We start from the raw sequence: 15,516 nt of genomic DNA, 5'->3' as shown, positions 1-15,516 counted from the left end.
CGACCGCCCTGAGCCGATCCCGGACAGCGGATGAGATGCGTCTCGTTGACCTGCGATAATGGAGTAAGTGTGCGCTTTCTCACGCCACGCGGTAGGTTGCGGGCCATGCCTGAGGAGCCCTCCGAGCCGTTGCTGGTCGAGCGCCGCGCCGCCGGGATCGCCGTCCTGACCCTGAACGACCCGGGGCGCCGCAACGCGATGTCCGGTGAGATGACCGCCGCCTGGAAGGCGGCCGTCGCGGGCCTGCGCGCCGACCGGGACCTGCGCTGCGTCGTGGTCACCGGGGCCGGGAGCGCGTTCACCTCGGGCGGCGACCTGTCCTGGCTCGCGGGCGGCAACGCCGACACCGTGCCCGCGCTGCGCGACCGGATGCTGGACTTCTACCGGACGTGGCTGTCCATCCGCGATCTCGAAGTGCCCACGATCGCCGCCGTCAACGGGCCCGCCGTCGGCGCCGGGCTGTGCCTCGCCCTCGCCTGCGACCTGCGCTACGCGGCGGAGCGCGCGAAGCTCCTCGCCCCCTTCACCGCGCTCGGCCTGCACCCGGGCATGGCCGCGACCTGGCTGCTGCCCGAGGTGGCCGGGCTGCCGCTGGCCCGCGAGATGCTGCTGACCGGACGCGTCCTCACCGGCGCCGAGGCGGCGACGTACGGCCTGGTCAACCAGGCGTTCCCGGCCGACCGGCTGCTCGCCGAGGCGCTCGCGGCGGCCGAGCGGGTCGCCGCGCAGGCCCCCGTCGCGACCCGCCTCACCAAGGTCGCGCTGGCGGGCGGCGGCCACCCCGACATGGACGCGGCGCTGCGCTGGGAGTCGCTCGCCCAACCGGTCACGATGACCACCCGGGACATGGCCGAGGGCATCGCGGCGCGGCGGGAGGGCCGAGCCCCTCGATTCACCGGGGAGTGAACCAGCCTCACAGGGGCCGGGGGCGAGCGTCCAAAGATTGTGGAAACCCCGCTGGGACGGCGAAAAACACGCGGGTTGACCTGGGATAACGTCAAACACCCCCTGTGGAGGACGCAAAATTTTGGGTACGGTTCTGGCGTGCCCCCTAACGTTGAGGTCCGCCGCAGCAGCCGACGGCGGCGAACCGTGTCCGCCTACCGCGACGGGGACAAGGTGGTGGTGATGGTTCCGTCCAGGCTCAGCAAGGCCGAAGAGGAGCAGTGGATCGCCACCATCCTGGAACGGCTCGCGGAGCGGGAGCGGCGCCGGCGCCCCTCCGACGCCGACCTCCAGACCCGCGCCCGCGAGCTGTCCCGCCGCTACCTGGCCGGACGCGCCGACCCGGTCAGTGTCCGCTGGGTCGCCAACCAGCGCAGCCGCTGGGGATCGTGCACACCCGACGACGGGACGATCCGGCTGTCGACCCGGCTGCGCGGCATGCCCGGCTGGGTCGTCGACTACGTCCTCGTGCACGAGTTGGCGCACCTCCTCATCCCCGGGCACGGCGCCGACTTCTGGCAGCTGGTGGGCAACTACCCCAAGGCCGACCGGGCCCGCGGCTACCTGGAGGGCGTCGCCGCCGCCGCGCACCTGCCCATCGAGGCGGACGCGCCGGGCGTCGAGCCCGCCGACGACCTGCACCGAGGCGACGACCTGCACCGCATCGACGGCATGCATCCGGGGAACGACGTTCCGGGCGGCTTCGCCCGCGAGGCCGCAGGGTGAGCCCGGCCGCGGCGCGCCACGCCGCGGTCCTGTCGCTCCCCGCCTCCGCGCCGCACGGCCCGCCGGGCACCGACCCGGGCGAGTTCCGCCTCGCCCTGCTGGAGGACACCTACGAGGTGGTCGCAGGGCTGCGACTGGTCACGCCCGCGCTCGTCCTGGACCCGCCCGCGCAGCCGGACGCCGAGGCCGTGACCTGGCCCGGGACGGAGATCATCAGGGAGGCGACCCTGCCCGGCGCGTTCGCGGCCCTGCACCGGCTCGGCTCCGCGGAGGCCGCGCTGGTCGCGGCGGACGCCCCCGACCTGCCGCCGCTGCTGATCGGCAAGCTGTTCCGCGCGCTCGGCGACGCGCCCGCCGCCGCCTGCCAGGCCGCCGACGGGAACGGGCTGGTCGCGCTCGCCGCCCGGCTCCCGCTGCCCGGCTGGCTCGCCGCCGCGCTGGCCGAGACCGGCCTCGACGCCCCGGACGCGCTGGCCCGGCTGCGCGCCGCCGCCCCGCGCCCCGGCCTCGTCCCGCAGGGACCCGGCTGGCACCGCCTGCGCACCCCCGCCGACCTGCGCCGTCTCGACCCCGGCCTGGAGGGCTGGGAGAACACCCGCGCGCTGCTGGAGGGGCACCCGCTCAGCTTCTGAGCGCGCGGGCGACCAGGCGGCGGACGACGTCGTCGGTCGGCTCGGGCAGCGCGTCCACCGGGAACCAGCGGAGGTCGTCGGACTCCTCGCTGACCGCGTGGCGCGCGCCGTCCGGGGCGATCGCGACGTACTGGACGTCCAGGTGCCAGCTTCCCCCGGGATGGCAGCGCACCGCGTGCCGGTCGAGCCGGACGGGGCCCGGCAGCAGCCGCAGCCCCGCGATGCCCGACTCCTCGCCCGCCTCCCGCAGCGCGGCCGCCGCGAGCGTCGCGTCGCCCGGCTCGCAGTGCCCGCCGAGCTGGAGCCACGCCTTGATCTTGGCGTGCAGGGTCAGCAGGACGCGCGACCGCGCGGCGTCCAGGACGGCGGTGCTCGCGGTGATGTGTCCCGCCGCGCACTCCCGCCACATCCCGTCCGCCGGATGCCGCTCCAGATGCCGCAGGAAATCGCCCCGCACCCGCTCCTGCTCCGAGTCGGGCGCCCGCCACGACTCCAGGACGCGCACGGCGTCGCCGTACAGGGCGCTCCGGCCCGGGGAGCCGGGGCTCACGCGCGGCCGACGCGCGGGTAGCGGGAGTTGGCCGGGTGGCGGCGCCGCCGCTCCTGGTCGAGGGGGCGGTGCCAGCACAGCGTGGCCCGCGCGATCCGCCGCCTGATCACGTTGGTGGACGAGCCGGGCTCGTACCGGCAGCCGCTCGCCCACGTCCGGTGCGTCCGGCTCACGGGCGCGGTCCCTCGCCGCCGTCCCCCGGCCCCTCGCCACCGTTCTCGCCGCCGTTCTCGCCGGTGGGCGGCTCGTCCGGCTTCTCGTCGTCGTGGCCCCTGGTCAGCTTGGAGATGTCGAGGTCGGTCAGGCCCTCGATCTCGTCGCGGCCGTGGACGAAGCCCTCGGGGTCGTCGAGGTCGGACGCGCTCGGCAGCAGGTCGGGGTGCCCCCAGACCGCGTCGCGGCCGTCGTTGCCGCGCTCCCGCGTGAGCGTCCGCCACAGTGCCGCCGCCTCGCGCAGCCGCCGGGGCCGCAGCTCCAGGCCGACCAGCGTCGCGAACGTCCGCTCGGCCGGGCCGCCGGTGGCGCGGCGCCGCCGCACCGCCTCGGCCAGCTTCACCGAGCCGGGCAGCCGCCCCTCGGCGACCTGGTTGACGACCGTGTCGACCCAGCCCTCGACCAGCGCGAGCGTGGTCTCCAGCCGGGCCAGCGCCGCCTTCTGCCGGGGGGTCTCCTCGGGCTGGAGCGCGATCTCGCCGCCGAGCGCCTCCTGGAGCGCCTCGGGGTTGCTCAGGTCGAGCCCCTGGACGGCCTGCTCGATGCCCGACAGGTCGACGGTGATGCCGCGCGCGTACTCCTCGACCGCGCCCAGCAGGTGCGACCGAAGCCACGGGACGTGCGCGAACAGCCGCTGGTGGGCGGCCTCGCGCAGTGCCAGGTACAGCCGGACCTCGTCCTCGGAGACCTCAAGCCCGGCCCCGAACGCCTCGACCCCCGCGGGCAGCAGCGCGCCCACGCCGTCGGGCGCGAGTGGCAGGCCCACGTCGGCGGAGCCGGTCACCTCGCGGGCCAGCGCGCCGAGCGCCTGCCCGGCCTGGCCGCCGACCATCGCCCCGGCCATCTGCTTGACCATCCCGATCAGCGGGCCCGCCATCGCCTGCATGTCGGCGGGGATCTCCCCGGGCCCGCCGAGCGCGCCGCCCATCGACTCCACCATGCGCTCGGCGATCGGGTCGCACACCGTGGACCACACGGGGAGCGTCTGCTCGATCCACTCCGACCGGCTCCACGCCTTCGGCGTCCGGATGCCGGCGGGCAGCGTCGTGCCCTCGTCGAGCCACAGGTCGGCCAGCCGGAGCGCCTCCTCGACCTGGCGGCGCTCGGCGTCCACGACCGAGGGGTCGCCCTGCTCGACCACCGCGTGCCGGGCGATGTTCTTGGCCAGATCCCAGTTCAGCGGACCGCCGGCCGCGCCGCCCGCGCCCTGCGCGCCGATCATGTCGGCGAACCGGTGCAGCATGTCGGCGAACTGCGCCATGTCGCCGCCCATGCCCTTGAATGGATCCTGGGGCCGGTCGTCGTCGCCGTCGCCCGGACGGTTGAAGCCGAACGGAGTGTCGTTCATCGGTTTGCCCCTGGGATGCATGATGGGCTCATATCCGCAACGTTAGCCGGTCCAGGCCAGGTCGCGTACACAAGGAAGGGGGCACCCCCGTGGCAACGGGCAAGGTTCGCCCTCGGCGTAGCAAGGGCCCGGTCGTCGCCGTCACCGGCGCGGCCTCCGGCGCGGGGCGGCTGCTGGCCGCCCGGCTCGCCGAACGGGAAGAGATCCGCAAGGTCGTCGCCATCGACGGGCACCGGGGCGACGTCCCCGGCGTCACCTGGCGCGTGGTCGACATCAGGGATCCGCTGCTGTCCAACCGGCTCTCGGACGTGGACGTGATCGTCAACCTCGACGTCGAGCACTCCCCGGAGGCGGACGCCAAGGAGCGCCGCACCCACAACGTCCGGGGCGCGCAGACGGTGGTGACCGCCGCCGCCGCGGCCCGCGTCCGCCGCGTCGTCCTGGTCACCAGCGCCATGGTGTACGGGGCGGAGCCCGGCAACGAGGTCCCCCTGCACGAGGACGCGCCGCTCGGCGCCGAGGCCAACGCCTCGATCGCGGGCGACTTCCTGGAGATGGAGGAGCTGGCCGCCAACGCGCCGCTCACCCACCCCGGCCTGGAGGTCACCGTCGTCCGCCCGGCCGCGCTCGTCGGGCCCGGCGTCGACACCGTCGTCACCCGGCACTTCGAGGCGCCCCGGCTGCTGTCGGTCAAGGGCAGCACCCCCGGCTGGCAGTTCTGCCACATCGAGGACCTCGCGTCCGCGCTGGAGGTCGTGGTCGTCCAGAACGTCGCCGGGCCCCTCGCGGTCGGCGGCGACGGCTGGCTCGGCCCCGAGGAGGTGAGCGAGATCACCGGCAAGCGCGGCTTCGAGCTGCCCGCCGCGCTCACGTTCGGGATGGCGCAGCGGCTGCACCGGCTCGGGATGACCCCGGCGCCCGCCACCGACCTGCACTACGTCGCCTACCCGTGGGTCGTCGACTGCGCGCGGCTGCGCGCCGCCGGATGGAAGCCGCTGCACGACAACGCCTCCGCGCTGCGCACGGTGATGGAGGAGACCGCCGGGCGGCACGCCGTCGTCGGGCGCCGCGTCGGCGGCAAGGAGGCCACGATGGCGACCGCCGCCGGTGCCACCGTCGCCGCGATCGGCGCGGCGGCCGCGATCCGCCGCGCCCGCAAGCGCCGCCGCTGAGGCCCGCCGCCGCTGAGGCCCGCCCCCGGGCCCGCCGGGGCTCAGCCCGACGAGGTGGGCGTGGCCGACGGCGCCGGCGGCGATGACGACCCGGGCGCCGGCACCGGAGCCGTCCCCGGCGACGGCGTCGCGGCCGGCGCGCCCTTCGGCTTGGCCTGCGCCCCCTCCAGGGCGTCCCGCGCCTTCTTGATCTCCTCCCACGCGCGGCCCATCGCCGGGTAGTCGCCCGCCTTCTGCGCCTTCTCGTAGGCGTCCACCGCCTGCCGCAGCTCGGTGATCGCCTTCTGCGCCTCGGGGGTCAGCGCGCCGCCCGCCCCGCCCGGGACCGGCGCCGCCGCGCCGCCGAGGACCTGCCGCAGCGCCTCGTCGAGCGTGTCGGCCGCCGCGATCGTCCCGCCGTAGCGGACCAGCACCTTCCCGAGGAAGGAGTACTGCTGCTCCTTGTCGCTGTTCGTCGCCTTGGCGGCGTACATCGGCTCGACGTACAGCAGCCCGCCCGCGAACGGGATCGTCAGCAGGTTGCCCGGCACCGTCTTGGTGCCGCCCTGTCTCAGCGTGTACAGCTCGCCCTTCACCTGGGCGTCGGCCTCGAACGAGCCCTGCACGAGGCTCGGGCCGTCCGGCTGCGCGTTGCGCGGCATCTCCAGGATCTTGATCTGCCCGTAGGTGCTGCCCGGCGTGGACCCGATCGACATGAACGAGGCGAGCTGCTGGTTCCCGCGCGGGTTGAACACCGTGGTCAGCGCGAAGTTGCGGGACGGGTCGTCCGGCATGCGCAGGCTCTGGTAGTAGGGCGGCTGCCGCTTGCCCTTGGCGCCCGGGTCCTCCGGCACCTCCCAGAAGCCCTCGCCGCTGAAGAACGCCGCCGGGTCGGTGACGTGGTACTTCGACAGGATCTTGCGCTGCACCTTGAACAGGTCCTGCGGGTAGCGGAAGTGGGCCTCCAGCTCCGGCGGGATCGACGAGCGCGGCTGGACGGTGCCCTTGAACACCTTCATCCACGTCTTCGTGATCGGGTCGTCCTCGTCCCACTGGTAGAGGTGGACGGTGCCGTCGTAGGCGTCCACCGTCGCCTTCACCGAGTTGCGGATGTAGTTGATGTGGTCGTTGGCCTGCCGCGCCACCGCCGACCGCGTGTCGGTGATCGTGTCGCGGGTGGCCTCGCCGAGGCTCATCTCCTCCGAGTACGGGTAGCCGCTGGAGGAGGTGTAGCCGTCCACGATCCACACGATCCGGTTGTTCACCACCGCCGGGTAGGGGTCGCCGTCCAGCCGCAGCCAGGGCGCGGCGCGGTGCACCATCTCGCGCGGTTGGCGGTTGTAGAGGATCCGGGCGTCCTTCTTGATCGCGCCCGACAGCAGGAGGTTCTTGTCCTGGAACCGCGTCGAGAACAGCAGCTTGTGGAACAGCGAGTCGATCTTGACGCCGCCCCGGCCGCCGTAGGTGTTGGTGCGCTGCCCGCTCTGCACCGACCCGTCGGGGTAGTCCAGCTCCTGCTGGCCCCGCCCGCCGACCACCGAGTAGCGCGAGGACCGCTCGCCGAAGTAGATCTCCGGCCGGTCCACCCTGATCTTCTGCTGCCCGGAGACCGGCATCGAGCCGGTGATGAACTCCGGGACCTTGGCCGGGGTGAACCGGTCGCCGTAGGCCGACACGAACCCGTAGCCGTGCGTGTAGAAGAGGCGGTCCTTGACCCAGCTGTGCTCGCCGGGCGGCGCCCCCGTCGTCTCGCGCAGCGCCACGACCGTGTCGATGGTCTTGCCGTCGATCGTGTAGCGGTCCACGTCGAGGGTGTCGGGGAAGCGGTAGAACGGGCGGATCTGCTGGAGCCGCAGGAACGTGTCGCCGAGGACGTTCGGGTCGAGCAGCCGCACCCCGTCCAGCTTCTCCCGCTCGGTCTTGAGCTTGGCGGGGTCGGTCACCGGCTGCGACCCGTACGGGACGACCCGCGCGCCGTCCACCCCGTAGGCCCTGCGGGTGAACTCGATGTTGCGCTGGATGAACGCGCGCTCCTTGGCCAGTTCGTCGGGCTTCACCTGGAACTGCTGGATCAGCAGCGGGTACACGCCGCCGAGCAGGATCGCCGACAGCACCAGCAGCGTGAAGCCCACGCCCGGCAGCATCATCCCGCGCCGCAGCAGGTTGCTGACGAACATCACCGCGCAGATCAGCGCGATGATCGCCAGGATTGTCTTGGCGGGCAGCAGCGCGTTCACGTCCGTGTAGGACGCGCCGGTCGTCACGCCCCGCTCCGAGTGCACCAGGCCGTACCGGTCGAACCAGTACGCGAACGCCTTCAGCAGGACGAACAGCCCCACCAGCACCGACAGGTGCGCGCGGGCGGGCGGGCTCGCCTTGTCGCCCGGCCCCTGCAACCGCAGCCCGCCGTACAGGTAGTGCACCATCACCGCGGCGAGGATCGACAGGATCACGGCCGCGAACACCACGCCCAGCACCAGCCGCAGGAACGGGTAGGTGAAGACGTAAAACGACACGTCCTTGTGGAATTGGGGGTCCTCGATATCGAACGGCGTGCGGTTGAGGAACGCCAGCCACACCGCCCACCGCCCGGCCACCGACGAGCCCGTCAGCACCCCGAGCAGGGTCAGCAGCGTCAGCGAGATCAGCCGGCGGCGCGGGTCGATCACCGTCCGGTACCGCTCCAGCCCCTGCTGCTCCACCGACAGCGGGCGGTAGGCGGGCCGCAGCCGGTACGCCGTCCACACGTTCGCGCCGACGACCAGGGCCATGAACAGCCCCGCGCCGAAGAACAGTTCGAGCTTGGCCCGCATCTGCGTCGTGTACACGGTCTCGAAGCCGACCGAGTCGTACCACAGCCAGTTGGTGTAGACCGAGGTGAACACCAGGTACGCGACCAGCAGCGCGGCGAGCGCCACCAGCACCGGTAGCACCAGCCGGGTCCGCCCGCTTCCGAGCCTGCGCCCGAAGCCGGGAGTCCGGAAGGTCAAGGGCCCCTCCGATCGAGATCGTGCCCACCGGCCGCCCGCCGGTGCTGTCTAAGCAACTTACCGACTGGGACGGGGGTTCCCGCACTTCCCCGAGCTGATTGAGGGAAAGATGGCCCCGTGAGTCTTCTGGAAGAAGTCGTACTGGACCTCGAACGTCACTGGGCCGGAAAGGAGTGGGACGCGCCCCCCTGCCTTTACGCGCTCGTGCGCAGCACGGAACTGCGCAAGGCCGAACCCGACCTCGCCGACCAACTCGGCCTCCAGCCCGGCGCCGAGACCCTCGCCGCGCTCGAACAGCCCGAGCTGCCCGACCAGGACGCCGTCGAGGACGCCCTCGCCTCCATCGCCTGGCCGGAGGCGGTCGAGGGCTGCGCGCTCGTCATCGAGCGGGTCGTGCTGCCGCCCGAGGCCGAGGCGGAGATCCCCGAGGACGAGGACGAGGCCGCCGCCTACGCCGCCTCCCATCCCGGACGCGAGGACGTGCGCATGGTCGTCGGCGTCCTGCGCGACGGCGCCCGCCACGCCGCGGTCCGGCTGCGCCGCCACGAGGCCGACGACGAGGTGCTCACCGGCCCCGACCTCGTCCCCGCCCTCGCCGAGGCCCTCGCCGCCACGTTCGAACCGGACGAACCCGGCCACTAGCGGCATCCTGCGGAGTGCCGATTCCGGGGGGATCCCCCATAAGGGGCCCCGGGTGAACGGAGGTAGCCTGCGGGACGTGACCGAAGTCAGCGCATCCACCGGCGTCGCCTCCGGAACCCCGGACGTGATCCGCCTGATCGGCGTCCGCGAGACGCCCCTGTCGGTGGACGAGGTGTACGCCGCCGTCGGCGACCCCGCCGCCGGCGGCATCGCCGTCTTCGTCGGGACCGTCCGCGACCACGACCACGCGCGGGCCGTCCGCCGGCTGTCCTACAGCGCCCACCCCACCGTCGAACGCGAGCTGCGCGCCGTCATGGAGGCGGTCGCCGCCGACCTGCCCGTCCGCGCCCTGGCCGCGCTCCACCGCGTCGGTGACCTGGAGATCGGCGACATCGCCGTCGTCGTCGCCGCGTCCTGCCCGCACCGGGGCGAGGCGTTCGACGCCTGCCGCAGGCTCATCGACGACCTCAAGGCGACCGTCCCGATCTGGAAGCACCAGACCTTCGCCGACGGCGGCGACGAGTGGGTCGGGGCCTGCTGAGGGCCCCGCGCCGCATAGAGTTTCCGCCATGTCTCGTCGTGCCGCCACGCTCACCGTCGCGAGCGTGCTCGTCCTCGCGCTGGCCCTCGTCGGCTCCCTCATGCCCGTGCCGTACGTCGCGCTGATGCCCGGCCCGACGAGCAACACCCTCGGTGTCAACGACAAGGGCCAGCCGCTGATCAGGATCGACGGCCGGCAGACCTACGACGACACCGGCCACCTGAACTTCACCACCGTCACCTACCGGGGCGGCCCCGGCGGGCGCATCGACCTGTTCACCGCCCTGCGCGGCTGGCTCGACGGCGACACCGCGATCGTCCCCGAGGAGACCGTCTTCCCCAAGGACGAGTCGCAGAAGCAGGTGGACGAGGAGAACACCCGCCAGATGCAGGACTCCCAGGAGAGCGCCGAGGCCGCCGCCCTGCACGAGCTGAAGATCCCGATCACCACCCAGGTCGTCGTCGACGGCGTCCAGAAGGGCAGGCCCGCCGACGGCAAGCTCAGCCCCGGCGACGAGGTCACCGCCCTGGACGGCGCCAAGATCACCAGCGTCGCGCAGATCACCGGCACGATGGCCAAGCGCAGGATCGGCGACCCCGTCACGCTCACGATCGTCCGCGGCGGCAAGGAGAGCAAGCAGACGCTCACCACCGTCGCCGACCCCACCGGCAAGCGTCCCGTCGTCGGCATCGTCCTCGGCGACCGCTACAAGTTCCCCTTCAAGATCGACATCAGCGTCGGCGACATCGGCGGCCCCAGCGCCGGCCTCATGTTCTCCCTCGCCATCGTCGACAAGCTCACCCCCGGCGCCCTCACCGGCGGCAAGTTCATCGCCGGCACCGGCACCATCACCCCCGAGGGTGAGGTCGGCCCCATCGGCGGCATCCAGCAGAAGATGATCGCCGCCCGCCGCGCAGGCGCCACCGTCTTCCTCACCCCCAAGGACAACTGCTCCGACGCCCTCTCCGCCCGCCCCGACGGCCTCCGCCTCGTCCGCGCCGACACCCTGCACGGCGCCGTCGAATCCATCAACGCCCTCACCAGCGGAAACGGCGCCGTTCCCGCGTGCACGAAGTAAACCGTTCGATCCACCCCCCGGCATGCAATACAGTTAAGACATCACCGCGGGGTGGAGCAGTTCGGTAGCTCGCTGGGCTCATAACCCAGAGGTCGCAGGTTCAAATCCTGCCCCCGCTACGGGTTCTGGGGTCCGCTGGTCGTGCGCTTTGCGCACTTCCGGTGGGCCCCTTCGCCATTCCCGGGGGGGCGACCCCCCGGACCCCCCGGTGTGGGGGCTGCGCCCCCACGCCCCCGGGCGCGCGCTGCGCGCGCTTTTTGGGGCTTCGCCCCTTGCCCCCCGGGCTTCGCCCGGTTTTGGGGCTTCGCCCCTTGCCCCCCGGGGCCTCGCCCCTTGTGCCCCCCGGGGCTTCGCGCTTCCCGGCCTCTGCGCGTTGAGCTTCGCTGAACGGCTTCTTATTTGAGATGGGGCGGGGGTCGAGAATCGGGCGTTCAGGTGGGGGTCGCTTGGCGGGCGTCCTGGTCCAGGTGGGGGGTGAGGGTCAGGGCCAGGTGGAGGGTCAGGCGGGATTGGCCGTCGGTCAGGGCGAGGTCGGTCAGTTCTTCGATTCTTCGTAGGCGGTGGTAGAGGGTTTGGCGGTGGATGTTGAGGGATTTGGCGGTCCGCTGGATGTTGCCCGCATGGTCTAGGTACGTGCGGGCCGTCTCTGTGAGGGCCTGGTTTTCCAGGAGGCGGTCGATGCCGGGGGTTCTCGTGGCCTGGGTCAGGGACGCGTCGCCCGCGTAGCGCAGGAGGCGGAGGACGCCCAGGGACGTCCAGTCGCGGATCTCGCCGGGGGCGGCGGTGCGGGCGGCGACGCGGGCGCGCAGCCAGCCCTCGTGGACGTGGTCGAGGGTCGGGCACGGGGTGTGCAGGCCCGCCTGGACGGGGGTGTTGCGCTCCTCCAGCAGGCGGCGGGCGCGGTCCACGGCGGGACGGGGGGACGCGGCGGGCAGCACGAGGACGTGGTCGCCCTGCCAGACCGTCGACAGGACGGAGTGGGGGAGCAGCCACGGGTTGAGCGGCTCCGGGGTCTGCGTGCGCAGGACGGCGACCGCCAGGGGCGTGCCCAGGTCGGCCTCGGCCAGCTCGTTGGCCGCCTGGGCGCGGACGTCGGGCTGGGCCGAGAGCAGGTCGGCGACCTTGTAGCCGAGGTCGTCGCGCTCGCGGGCCTGGCGGGCCATGACGAGGCCGGCGCGTTCGCAGAGGGGCATGGCCTGCGCGGCCTGGGCGGGGGTGATGCGCTCCTGGTCGTCCAGCAGCCAGAGGTAGCCGTAGGTGACGTTGTTCCAGCGGGCCGGGAGGCACAGACGCCCGAGCTGGCCGACCGAGGTGTCGGCCGGGATGCGGACCGGGCCCGTCGCGCGGGCGATGCCGTGGCGTTCGAAGCGCGTGCGGACTGCCTCGGTCGCGCGGCGGTGCAGGATCGACTCCATCCGGACGGGGTCGATCGTGTCGCCGTGGGCCGCGTAGGCGACGAGGTGGAAGTCGCGGTCCTCCAGGGTCGCCGGGGCGCCCAGGAGGTCGGCCGCGAGCTCGGCGATCTCCTGAAGGTCGAGTGCCATGACCGTCCTACGTTTGTATGAAGGATTGGCTGCCTGAAAGTGGCATTTGACTATACGTGAGCGTGGCCGGTCGCTCCTACCGTCGGGGTGTCGTCCCTGGTTGGAGGTCTCGATGCCCAATCCCCTTCTGCTCGCGGCCGGGCGCAGCGCCCGCATGCGCGGTGTGGTGACGTCCGTGCCCCTGACCAGGAACGTCGTCGACCGGTTCGTGGCCGGGGAGCGGCTGGAGGAGGCGATCCGCGCCGTCCGGGAGCTGCGGGAGTCCGGACTCAAGGTCACGCTCGACCACCTGGGCGAGGACACCACCGACCGCCGCCAGGCCGACGCCACCCGCGACGCCTACCTGGCGCTGTTCGCCGCGCTGGACGAGGAGGGCCTCACCGGCGGGTCCGAGGCGTCGCTCAAGCTGTCGGCCCTCGGGCAGGCGCTCGACGGTGGGCTGGCGCTCGACAACGCGCGCGCGGTCTGCGCCGAGGCGGCGCGGCTCGGGATGACCGTCACCCTCGACATGGAGGACCACACGACGGTCGACTCCACGCTCGACATCCTCGGCAAGCTCCGCGCCGACTTCCCGTGGGTCGGCGTCGCCGTCCAGGCGATGCTGCGGCGCAGCGAGGACGACCTGCGCGACCTCGCCCACGAGGGGTCGCGGGTCAGGCTGGTCAAGGGCGCCTACGCCGAGCCCGCCTCGGTCGCGTTCCAGGGGAAGTCGGAGGTGGACCGCGCCTACGTGCGGGCCCTGCGCGTCCTCATGGACGGGGACGGCCACCCCATGGTCGCCACCCACGACCCGAGGATGATCGAGATCGCCAAGGCGCTGGCCGTGCGCGCCGGGCGCCCGGTCGGGTCGTATGAGTTCCAGATGCTCTACGGGATCCGCGCCGGCGAGCAGCGGCGCCTCGCGGAGCGGCATGGTATGCGTGTGTACGTCCCCTACGGCGTCGACTGGTACGGCTACTTCATGCGGCGACTGGCCGAGCGCCCCGCCAACCTCGTCTTCTTTCTCCGTTCGTTCGTCTCTCGCTGACCAGGAGGGTCCCTTTCATGGACGCCGTGACCAACGTTCCGACGCCGGTGAACGAGCCGGTGCGCGGCTATGCCCCGGGCAGCGCCGAGCGGGCCCGGCTGGAGGCCGAACTCGCCGAGCTGACCGCGCAGGCGCCCGTCGACCTGCCGATGACGATCGGCGGGGAACGGCGGCTCGGCGCCGGGGCCAAGGTCGCCGTGGTGCAGCCGCACCGGCACGCCTCCGTGCTCGGGACGTTCGGGACCGCCACCGAGGACGACGCCCGCGACGCCATCGCCGCCGCGCTGAAGGCCGCCCCCGCGTGGCGCGCGCTGTCGCTGGACGACCGCGCCGCGATCTTCCTGCGCGCCGCCGACCTGCTGGCCGGGCCGTGGCGGGAGAGGCTGCTGGCCGCCACGATGCTGGGGCAGTCCAAGACCGTCCAGCAGGCCGAGATCGACAGCCCCTGCGAGCTGGTCGACTTCTGGCGCTTCAACGTCCACTACGCGCGGCGGATCGTCGCCGAGCAGCCGATCAGCAGCCCGGGTGTGTGGAACCGGTCCGACCACCGGCCGCTGGAGGGGTTCGTCTACGCGATCACCCCGTTCAACTTCACGGCCATCGCCGCGAACCTGCCGACCGCGCCCGCGCTCATGGGCAACGTCGTCGTGTGGAAGCCGTCCCCGACGCAGACCTACTCGGCCGTCCTGCTCATGCGCCTGCTGGAGGAGGCCGGGCTGCCGCCGGGCGTGATCAACCTGGTCACCGGTGACGGGCTCGCGGTCTCCGACGTCGCGCTCTCGCACCCCGACCTGGCCGGGATCCACTTCACCGGGTCCACCGCCACCTTCCAGCACCTGTGGAAGACCGTCGGCGCCAACATCGAGAAGTTCCGGAGCTACCCGCGGCTCGTCGGCGAGACCGGCGGCAAGGACTTCGTCGTCGCGCACCCCTCGGCCGACCCCGCGATCCTGAAGACCGTCCTCGTCCGCGGCGCGTTCGAGTACCAGGGCCAGAAGTGCTCGGCGGCGTCCCGCGCCTACATCCCCCGCTCGATCTGGGACGGCGGGCTCCGCGACGCCCTCGTCGCCGAGGTCTCCGGGCTGACCGTGGGCGACGTCACCGACCTGTCCAACTTCATGGGCGCGGTCATCGACGAGCGCGCGTTCGCCAAGAACAAGGCCGCCATCGACCGGGCGCAGGACGACCCGTCCGTCGAGATCGTCGTCGGCGGCGCCTACGACGACTCCGTCGGCTACTTCGTCCGGCCCACCGTCCTGGTCTCCGACGACCCGGAGAACGAGATCTTCCGCACCGAGTACTTCGGGCCCGTCCTCGGCGTCCACGTCTACGACGACGATCGGTACGAGGAGATGCTCGCCCAGATGGAGTCGGTCTCGGCCTACGCGCTCACCGGCGCGATCGTCGCCAACGACCGCGCGGCCGTCGCGCGCACCGCCGAGGTCCTCCGCTACGCCGCCGGGAACTTCTACATCAACGACAAGCCGACCGGCGCCGTCGTCGGCCAGCAGCCCTTCGGCGGAGCCCGCGCGTCCGGCACCAACGACAAGGCCGGCTCGATCCTCAACCTCCTGCGTTGGACGTCGCCCCGCTCCATCAAGGAGACCTTCGTCCCCCCGACCGACTACCACTACCCGCACATGGCTTAAGAGTCCCGGCCCACGTCCCTAGGCGGGCGCGGCATCGCTTCGCGATCTTCGCGGTGGGGCCTCGCCTCCGGCGTCGGCCCCACCGCTCGGCCACGCGCCCGCGCGACGGCTGAGGCGCGTCCGGGGGCGAGTTCACGCCTGGTTCTTCATCGGTTTGCGCAAGCAACTCCATCCCCATAGAGTTAAGACATCACCGCGGGGTGGAGCAGTTCGGTAGCTCGCTGGGCTCATAACCCAGAGGTCGCAGGTTCAAATCCTGCCCCCGCTACGGATCCTGGGGTCCGCTGGTCGTGCGCCTTTGGCGCACTTCCCGCGGGCCCCTTCGCCATTCCCGGGGGGCGACCCCCCGGACCCCCCGGTGTGGGGGCTGCGCCCCCACACCCCCGGACGCGCGCTGCGCGCGCTTTTGGGGCTTCGCCCCTTGCCCCCCGGGCTTCGCCCCTTGGCCCCCTTTGGTTTCTGTGGTGGTTTGGGGTGGGG

At 72.7% G+C, this 15,516-nt stretch carries 14 protein-coding genes and 2 tRNA genes; 11 read left to right on the top strand and 5 right to left on the bottom strand.

The annotated features are described in order from the left end of the window. Nucleotides 1-105: 105 nt before the first annotated feature. The 3 genes from KLI87_RS10245 to KLI87_RS10235 all read left to right on the top strand — a co-directional run bounded on the left by KLI87_RS10245 (nucleotide 106) and on the right by KLI87_RS10235 (nucleotide 2,303). The gene (locus KLI87_RS10245; RefSeq protein WP_214616780.1) at nucleotides 106-906 is read left to right on the top strand and encodes an enoyl-CoA hydratase/isomerase family protein; all 801 of its coding nucleotides are present in this window, start codon (nucleotides 106-108) and stop codon (nucleotides 904-906) included. Between the two features lie 186 nt (nucleotides 907-1,092). Next, on the top strand, nucleotides 1,093-1,671 hold the full coding sequence (locus tag KLI87_RS10240; RefSeq protein ID WP_214617382.1) for a M48 family metallopeptidase: 579 nt from the start codon (nucleotides 1,093-1,095) through the stop codon (nucleotides 1,669-1,671). Then, nucleotides 1,668-2,303: a hypothetical protein gene (locus tag KLI87_RS10235; RefSeq protein ID WP_214616779.1), complete on the top strand. Its 636-nt coding sequence runs from the start codon at nucleotides 1,668-1,670 to the stop codon at nucleotides 2,301-2,303. The genes KLI87_RS10240 and KLI87_RS10235 overlap by 4 nt, the downstream gene beginning before the upstream one ends. Here the strand turns inward: KLI87_RS10235 and KLI87_RS10230 are convergent. Genes KLI87_RS10230 through KLI87_RS10220 form a run of 3 tightly spaced genes read right to left on the bottom strand, consistent with a single transcriptional unit; the run spans nucleotide 2,293 to nucleotide 4,414 of the window. Continuing rightward, nucleotides 2,293-2,853 carry an NUDIX hydrolase gene (locus KLI87_RS10230; protein WP_308165933.1) on the bottom strand — a complete coding sequence of 187 codons (561 nt, stop codon included), beginning with the start codon at nucleotides 2,851-2,853 and terminating at the stop codon, nucleotides 2,293-2,295. The two genes, KLI87_RS10235 and KLI87_RS10230, sit on opposite strands and share 11 nt — an antisense overlap. Next, nucleotides 2,850-3,026, bottom strand: a complete 177-nt coding sequence (locus tag KLI87_RS10225; protein ID WP_156218890.1) for a hypothetical protein — start codon at nucleotides 3,024-3,026, stop codon at nucleotides 2,850-2,852. The genes KLI87_RS10230 and KLI87_RS10225 overlap by 4 nt, the downstream gene beginning before the upstream one ends. Further along, on the bottom strand, nucleotides 3,023-4,414 hold the full coding sequence (locus tag KLI87_RS10220; RefSeq protein WP_156218889.1) for a zinc-dependent metalloprotease: 1,392 nt from the start codon (nucleotides 4,412-4,414) through the stop codon (nucleotides 3,023-3,025). The genes KLI87_RS10225 and KLI87_RS10220 overlap by 4 nt, the downstream gene beginning before the upstream one ends. Before the next feature lie 89 nt (nucleotides 4,415-4,503). Between KLI87_RS10220 and KLI87_RS10215 the strand changes: the two genes are divergently transcribed. Further along, a complete protein-coding gene (locus tag KLI87_RS10215) occupies nucleotides 4,504-5,586 on the top strand; it encodes an NAD-dependent epimerase/dehydratase family protein (RefSeq protein WP_214616778.1) in 1,083 nt (360 codons plus the stop codon). Nucleotides 5,587-5,627: 41 nt separating this feature from the next. On the opposite strand, the gene KLI87_RS10210 is transcribed toward KLI87_RS10215, so the two are convergent. Beyond that, nucleotides 5,628-8,555 carry a UPF0182 family protein gene (locus tag KLI87_RS10210; protein WP_214616777.1) on the bottom strand — a complete coding sequence of 976 codons (2,928 nt, stop codon included), beginning with the start codon at nucleotides 8,553-8,555 and terminating at the stop codon, nucleotides 5,628-5,630. Nucleotides 8,556-8,672: 117 nt separating this feature from the next. Between KLI87_RS10210 and KLI87_RS10205 the strand changes: the two genes are divergently transcribed. The 4 genes from KLI87_RS10205 to KLI87_RS10190 all read left to right on the top strand — a co-directional run bounded on the left by KLI87_RS10205 (nucleotide 8,673) and on the right by KLI87_RS10190 (nucleotide 10,935). Beyond that, on the top strand, nucleotides 8,673-9,197 hold the full coding sequence (locus KLI87_RS10205; RefSeq protein WP_214616776.1) for a PPA1309 family protein: 525 nt from the start codon (nucleotides 8,673-8,675) through the stop codon (nucleotides 9,195-9,197). A gap of 76 nt (nucleotides 9,198-9,273) precedes the next feature. After that, the gene (locus KLI87_RS10200; protein WP_374225432.1) at nucleotides 9,274-9,738 is read left to right on the top strand and encodes a molybdenum cofactor biosynthesis protein MoaE; all 465 of its coding nucleotides are present in this window, start codon (nucleotides 9,274-9,276) and stop codon (nucleotides 9,736-9,738) included. Between the two features lie 28 nt (nucleotides 9,739-9,766). Continuing rightward, nucleotides 9,767-10,816 (top strand): PDZ domain-containing protein, encoded by a 1,050-nt coding sequence (locus KLI87_RS10195; RefSeq protein WP_156218887.1) that lies wholly within the window; start codon nucleotides 9,767-9,769, stop codon nucleotides 10,814-10,816. Nucleotides 10,817-10,861: 45 nt separating this feature from the next. Further along, nucleotides 10,862-10,935, top strand: a tRNA-Met gene (locus KLI87_RS10190). 312 nt (nucleotides 10,936-11,247) lie between these two features. On the opposite strand, the gene KLI87_RS10185 is transcribed toward KLI87_RS10190, so the two are convergent. After that, nucleotides 11,248-12,360, bottom strand: a complete 1,113-nt coding sequence (locus tag KLI87_RS10185) for a CdaR family transcriptional regulator (protein ID WP_214616775.1) — start codon at nucleotides 12,358-12,360, stop codon at nucleotides 11,248-11,250. A gap of 112 nt (nucleotides 12,361-12,472) precedes the next feature. Between KLI87_RS10185 and KLI87_RS10180 the strand changes: the two genes are divergently transcribed. The 3 genes from KLI87_RS10180 to KLI87_RS10170 all read left to right on the top strand — a co-directional run bounded on the left by KLI87_RS10180 (nucleotide 12,473) and on the right by KLI87_RS10170 (nucleotide 15,304). Beyond that, on the top strand, nucleotides 12,473-13,387 hold the full coding sequence (locus KLI87_RS10180) for a proline dehydrogenase family protein (RefSeq protein WP_214616774.1): 915 nt from the start codon (nucleotides 12,473-12,475) through the stop codon (nucleotides 13,385-13,387). A gap of 17 nt (nucleotides 13,388-13,404) precedes the next feature. After that, nucleotides 13,405-15,036, top strand: coding sequence for an L-glutamate gamma-semialdehyde dehydrogenase (pruA, locus tag KLI87_RS10175; RefSeq protein ID WP_156218885.1), 1,632 nt, complete (start codon nucleotides 13,405-13,407; stop codon nucleotides 15,034-15,036). A 194-nt stretch (nucleotides 15,037-15,230) separates the two neighbouring features. Then, nucleotides 15,231-15,304: transfer RNA gene (locus KLI87_RS10170), tRNA-Met, on the top strand. The last annotated feature ends 212 nt before the right edge of the window (nucleotides 15,305-15,516 follow it).

The organism is Actinomadura sp. NEAU-AAG7 (genome assembly GCF_018603865.1).
GTDB classification, from domain to species: domain Bacteria; phylum Actinomycetota; class Actinomycetes; order Streptosporangiales; family Streptosporangiaceae; genus Spirillospora; species Spirillospora litoris.
This window is presented reverse-complemented; position numbering and strand designations above follow the sequence as displayed.

What these genes read in the sequence shown, in the direction of transcription:
- KLI87_RS10220 (WP_156218889.1), bottom strand. Translation starts at nt 4,414, where the DNA reads ATGAACGACACTCCGTTCGGCTTCAACCGTCCGGGCGACGGCGACGAC.
- KLI87_RS10180 (WP_214616774.1), top strand. Translation starts at nt 12,473, where the DNA reads ATGCCCAATCCCCTTCTGCTCGCGGCCGGGCGCAGCGCCCGCATGCGC.
- KLI87_RS10195 (WP_156218887.1), top strand. Translation starts at nt 9,767, where the DNA reads ATGTCTCGTCGTGCCGCCACGCTCACCGTCGCGAGCGTGCTCGTCCTC.
- KLI87_RS10185 (WP_214616775.1), bottom strand. Translation starts at nt 12,360, where the DNA reads ATGGCACTCGACCTTCAGGAGATCGCCGAGCTCGCGGCCGACCTCCTG.
- pruA (WP_156218885.1), top strand. Translation starts at nt 13,405, where the DNA reads ATGGACGCCGTGACCAACGTTCCGACGCCGGTGAACGAGCCGGTGCGC.
- KLI87_RS10245 (WP_214616780.1), top strand. Translation starts at nt 106, where the DNA reads ATGCCTGAGGAGCCCTCCGAGCCGTTGCTGGTCGAGCGCCGCGCCGCC.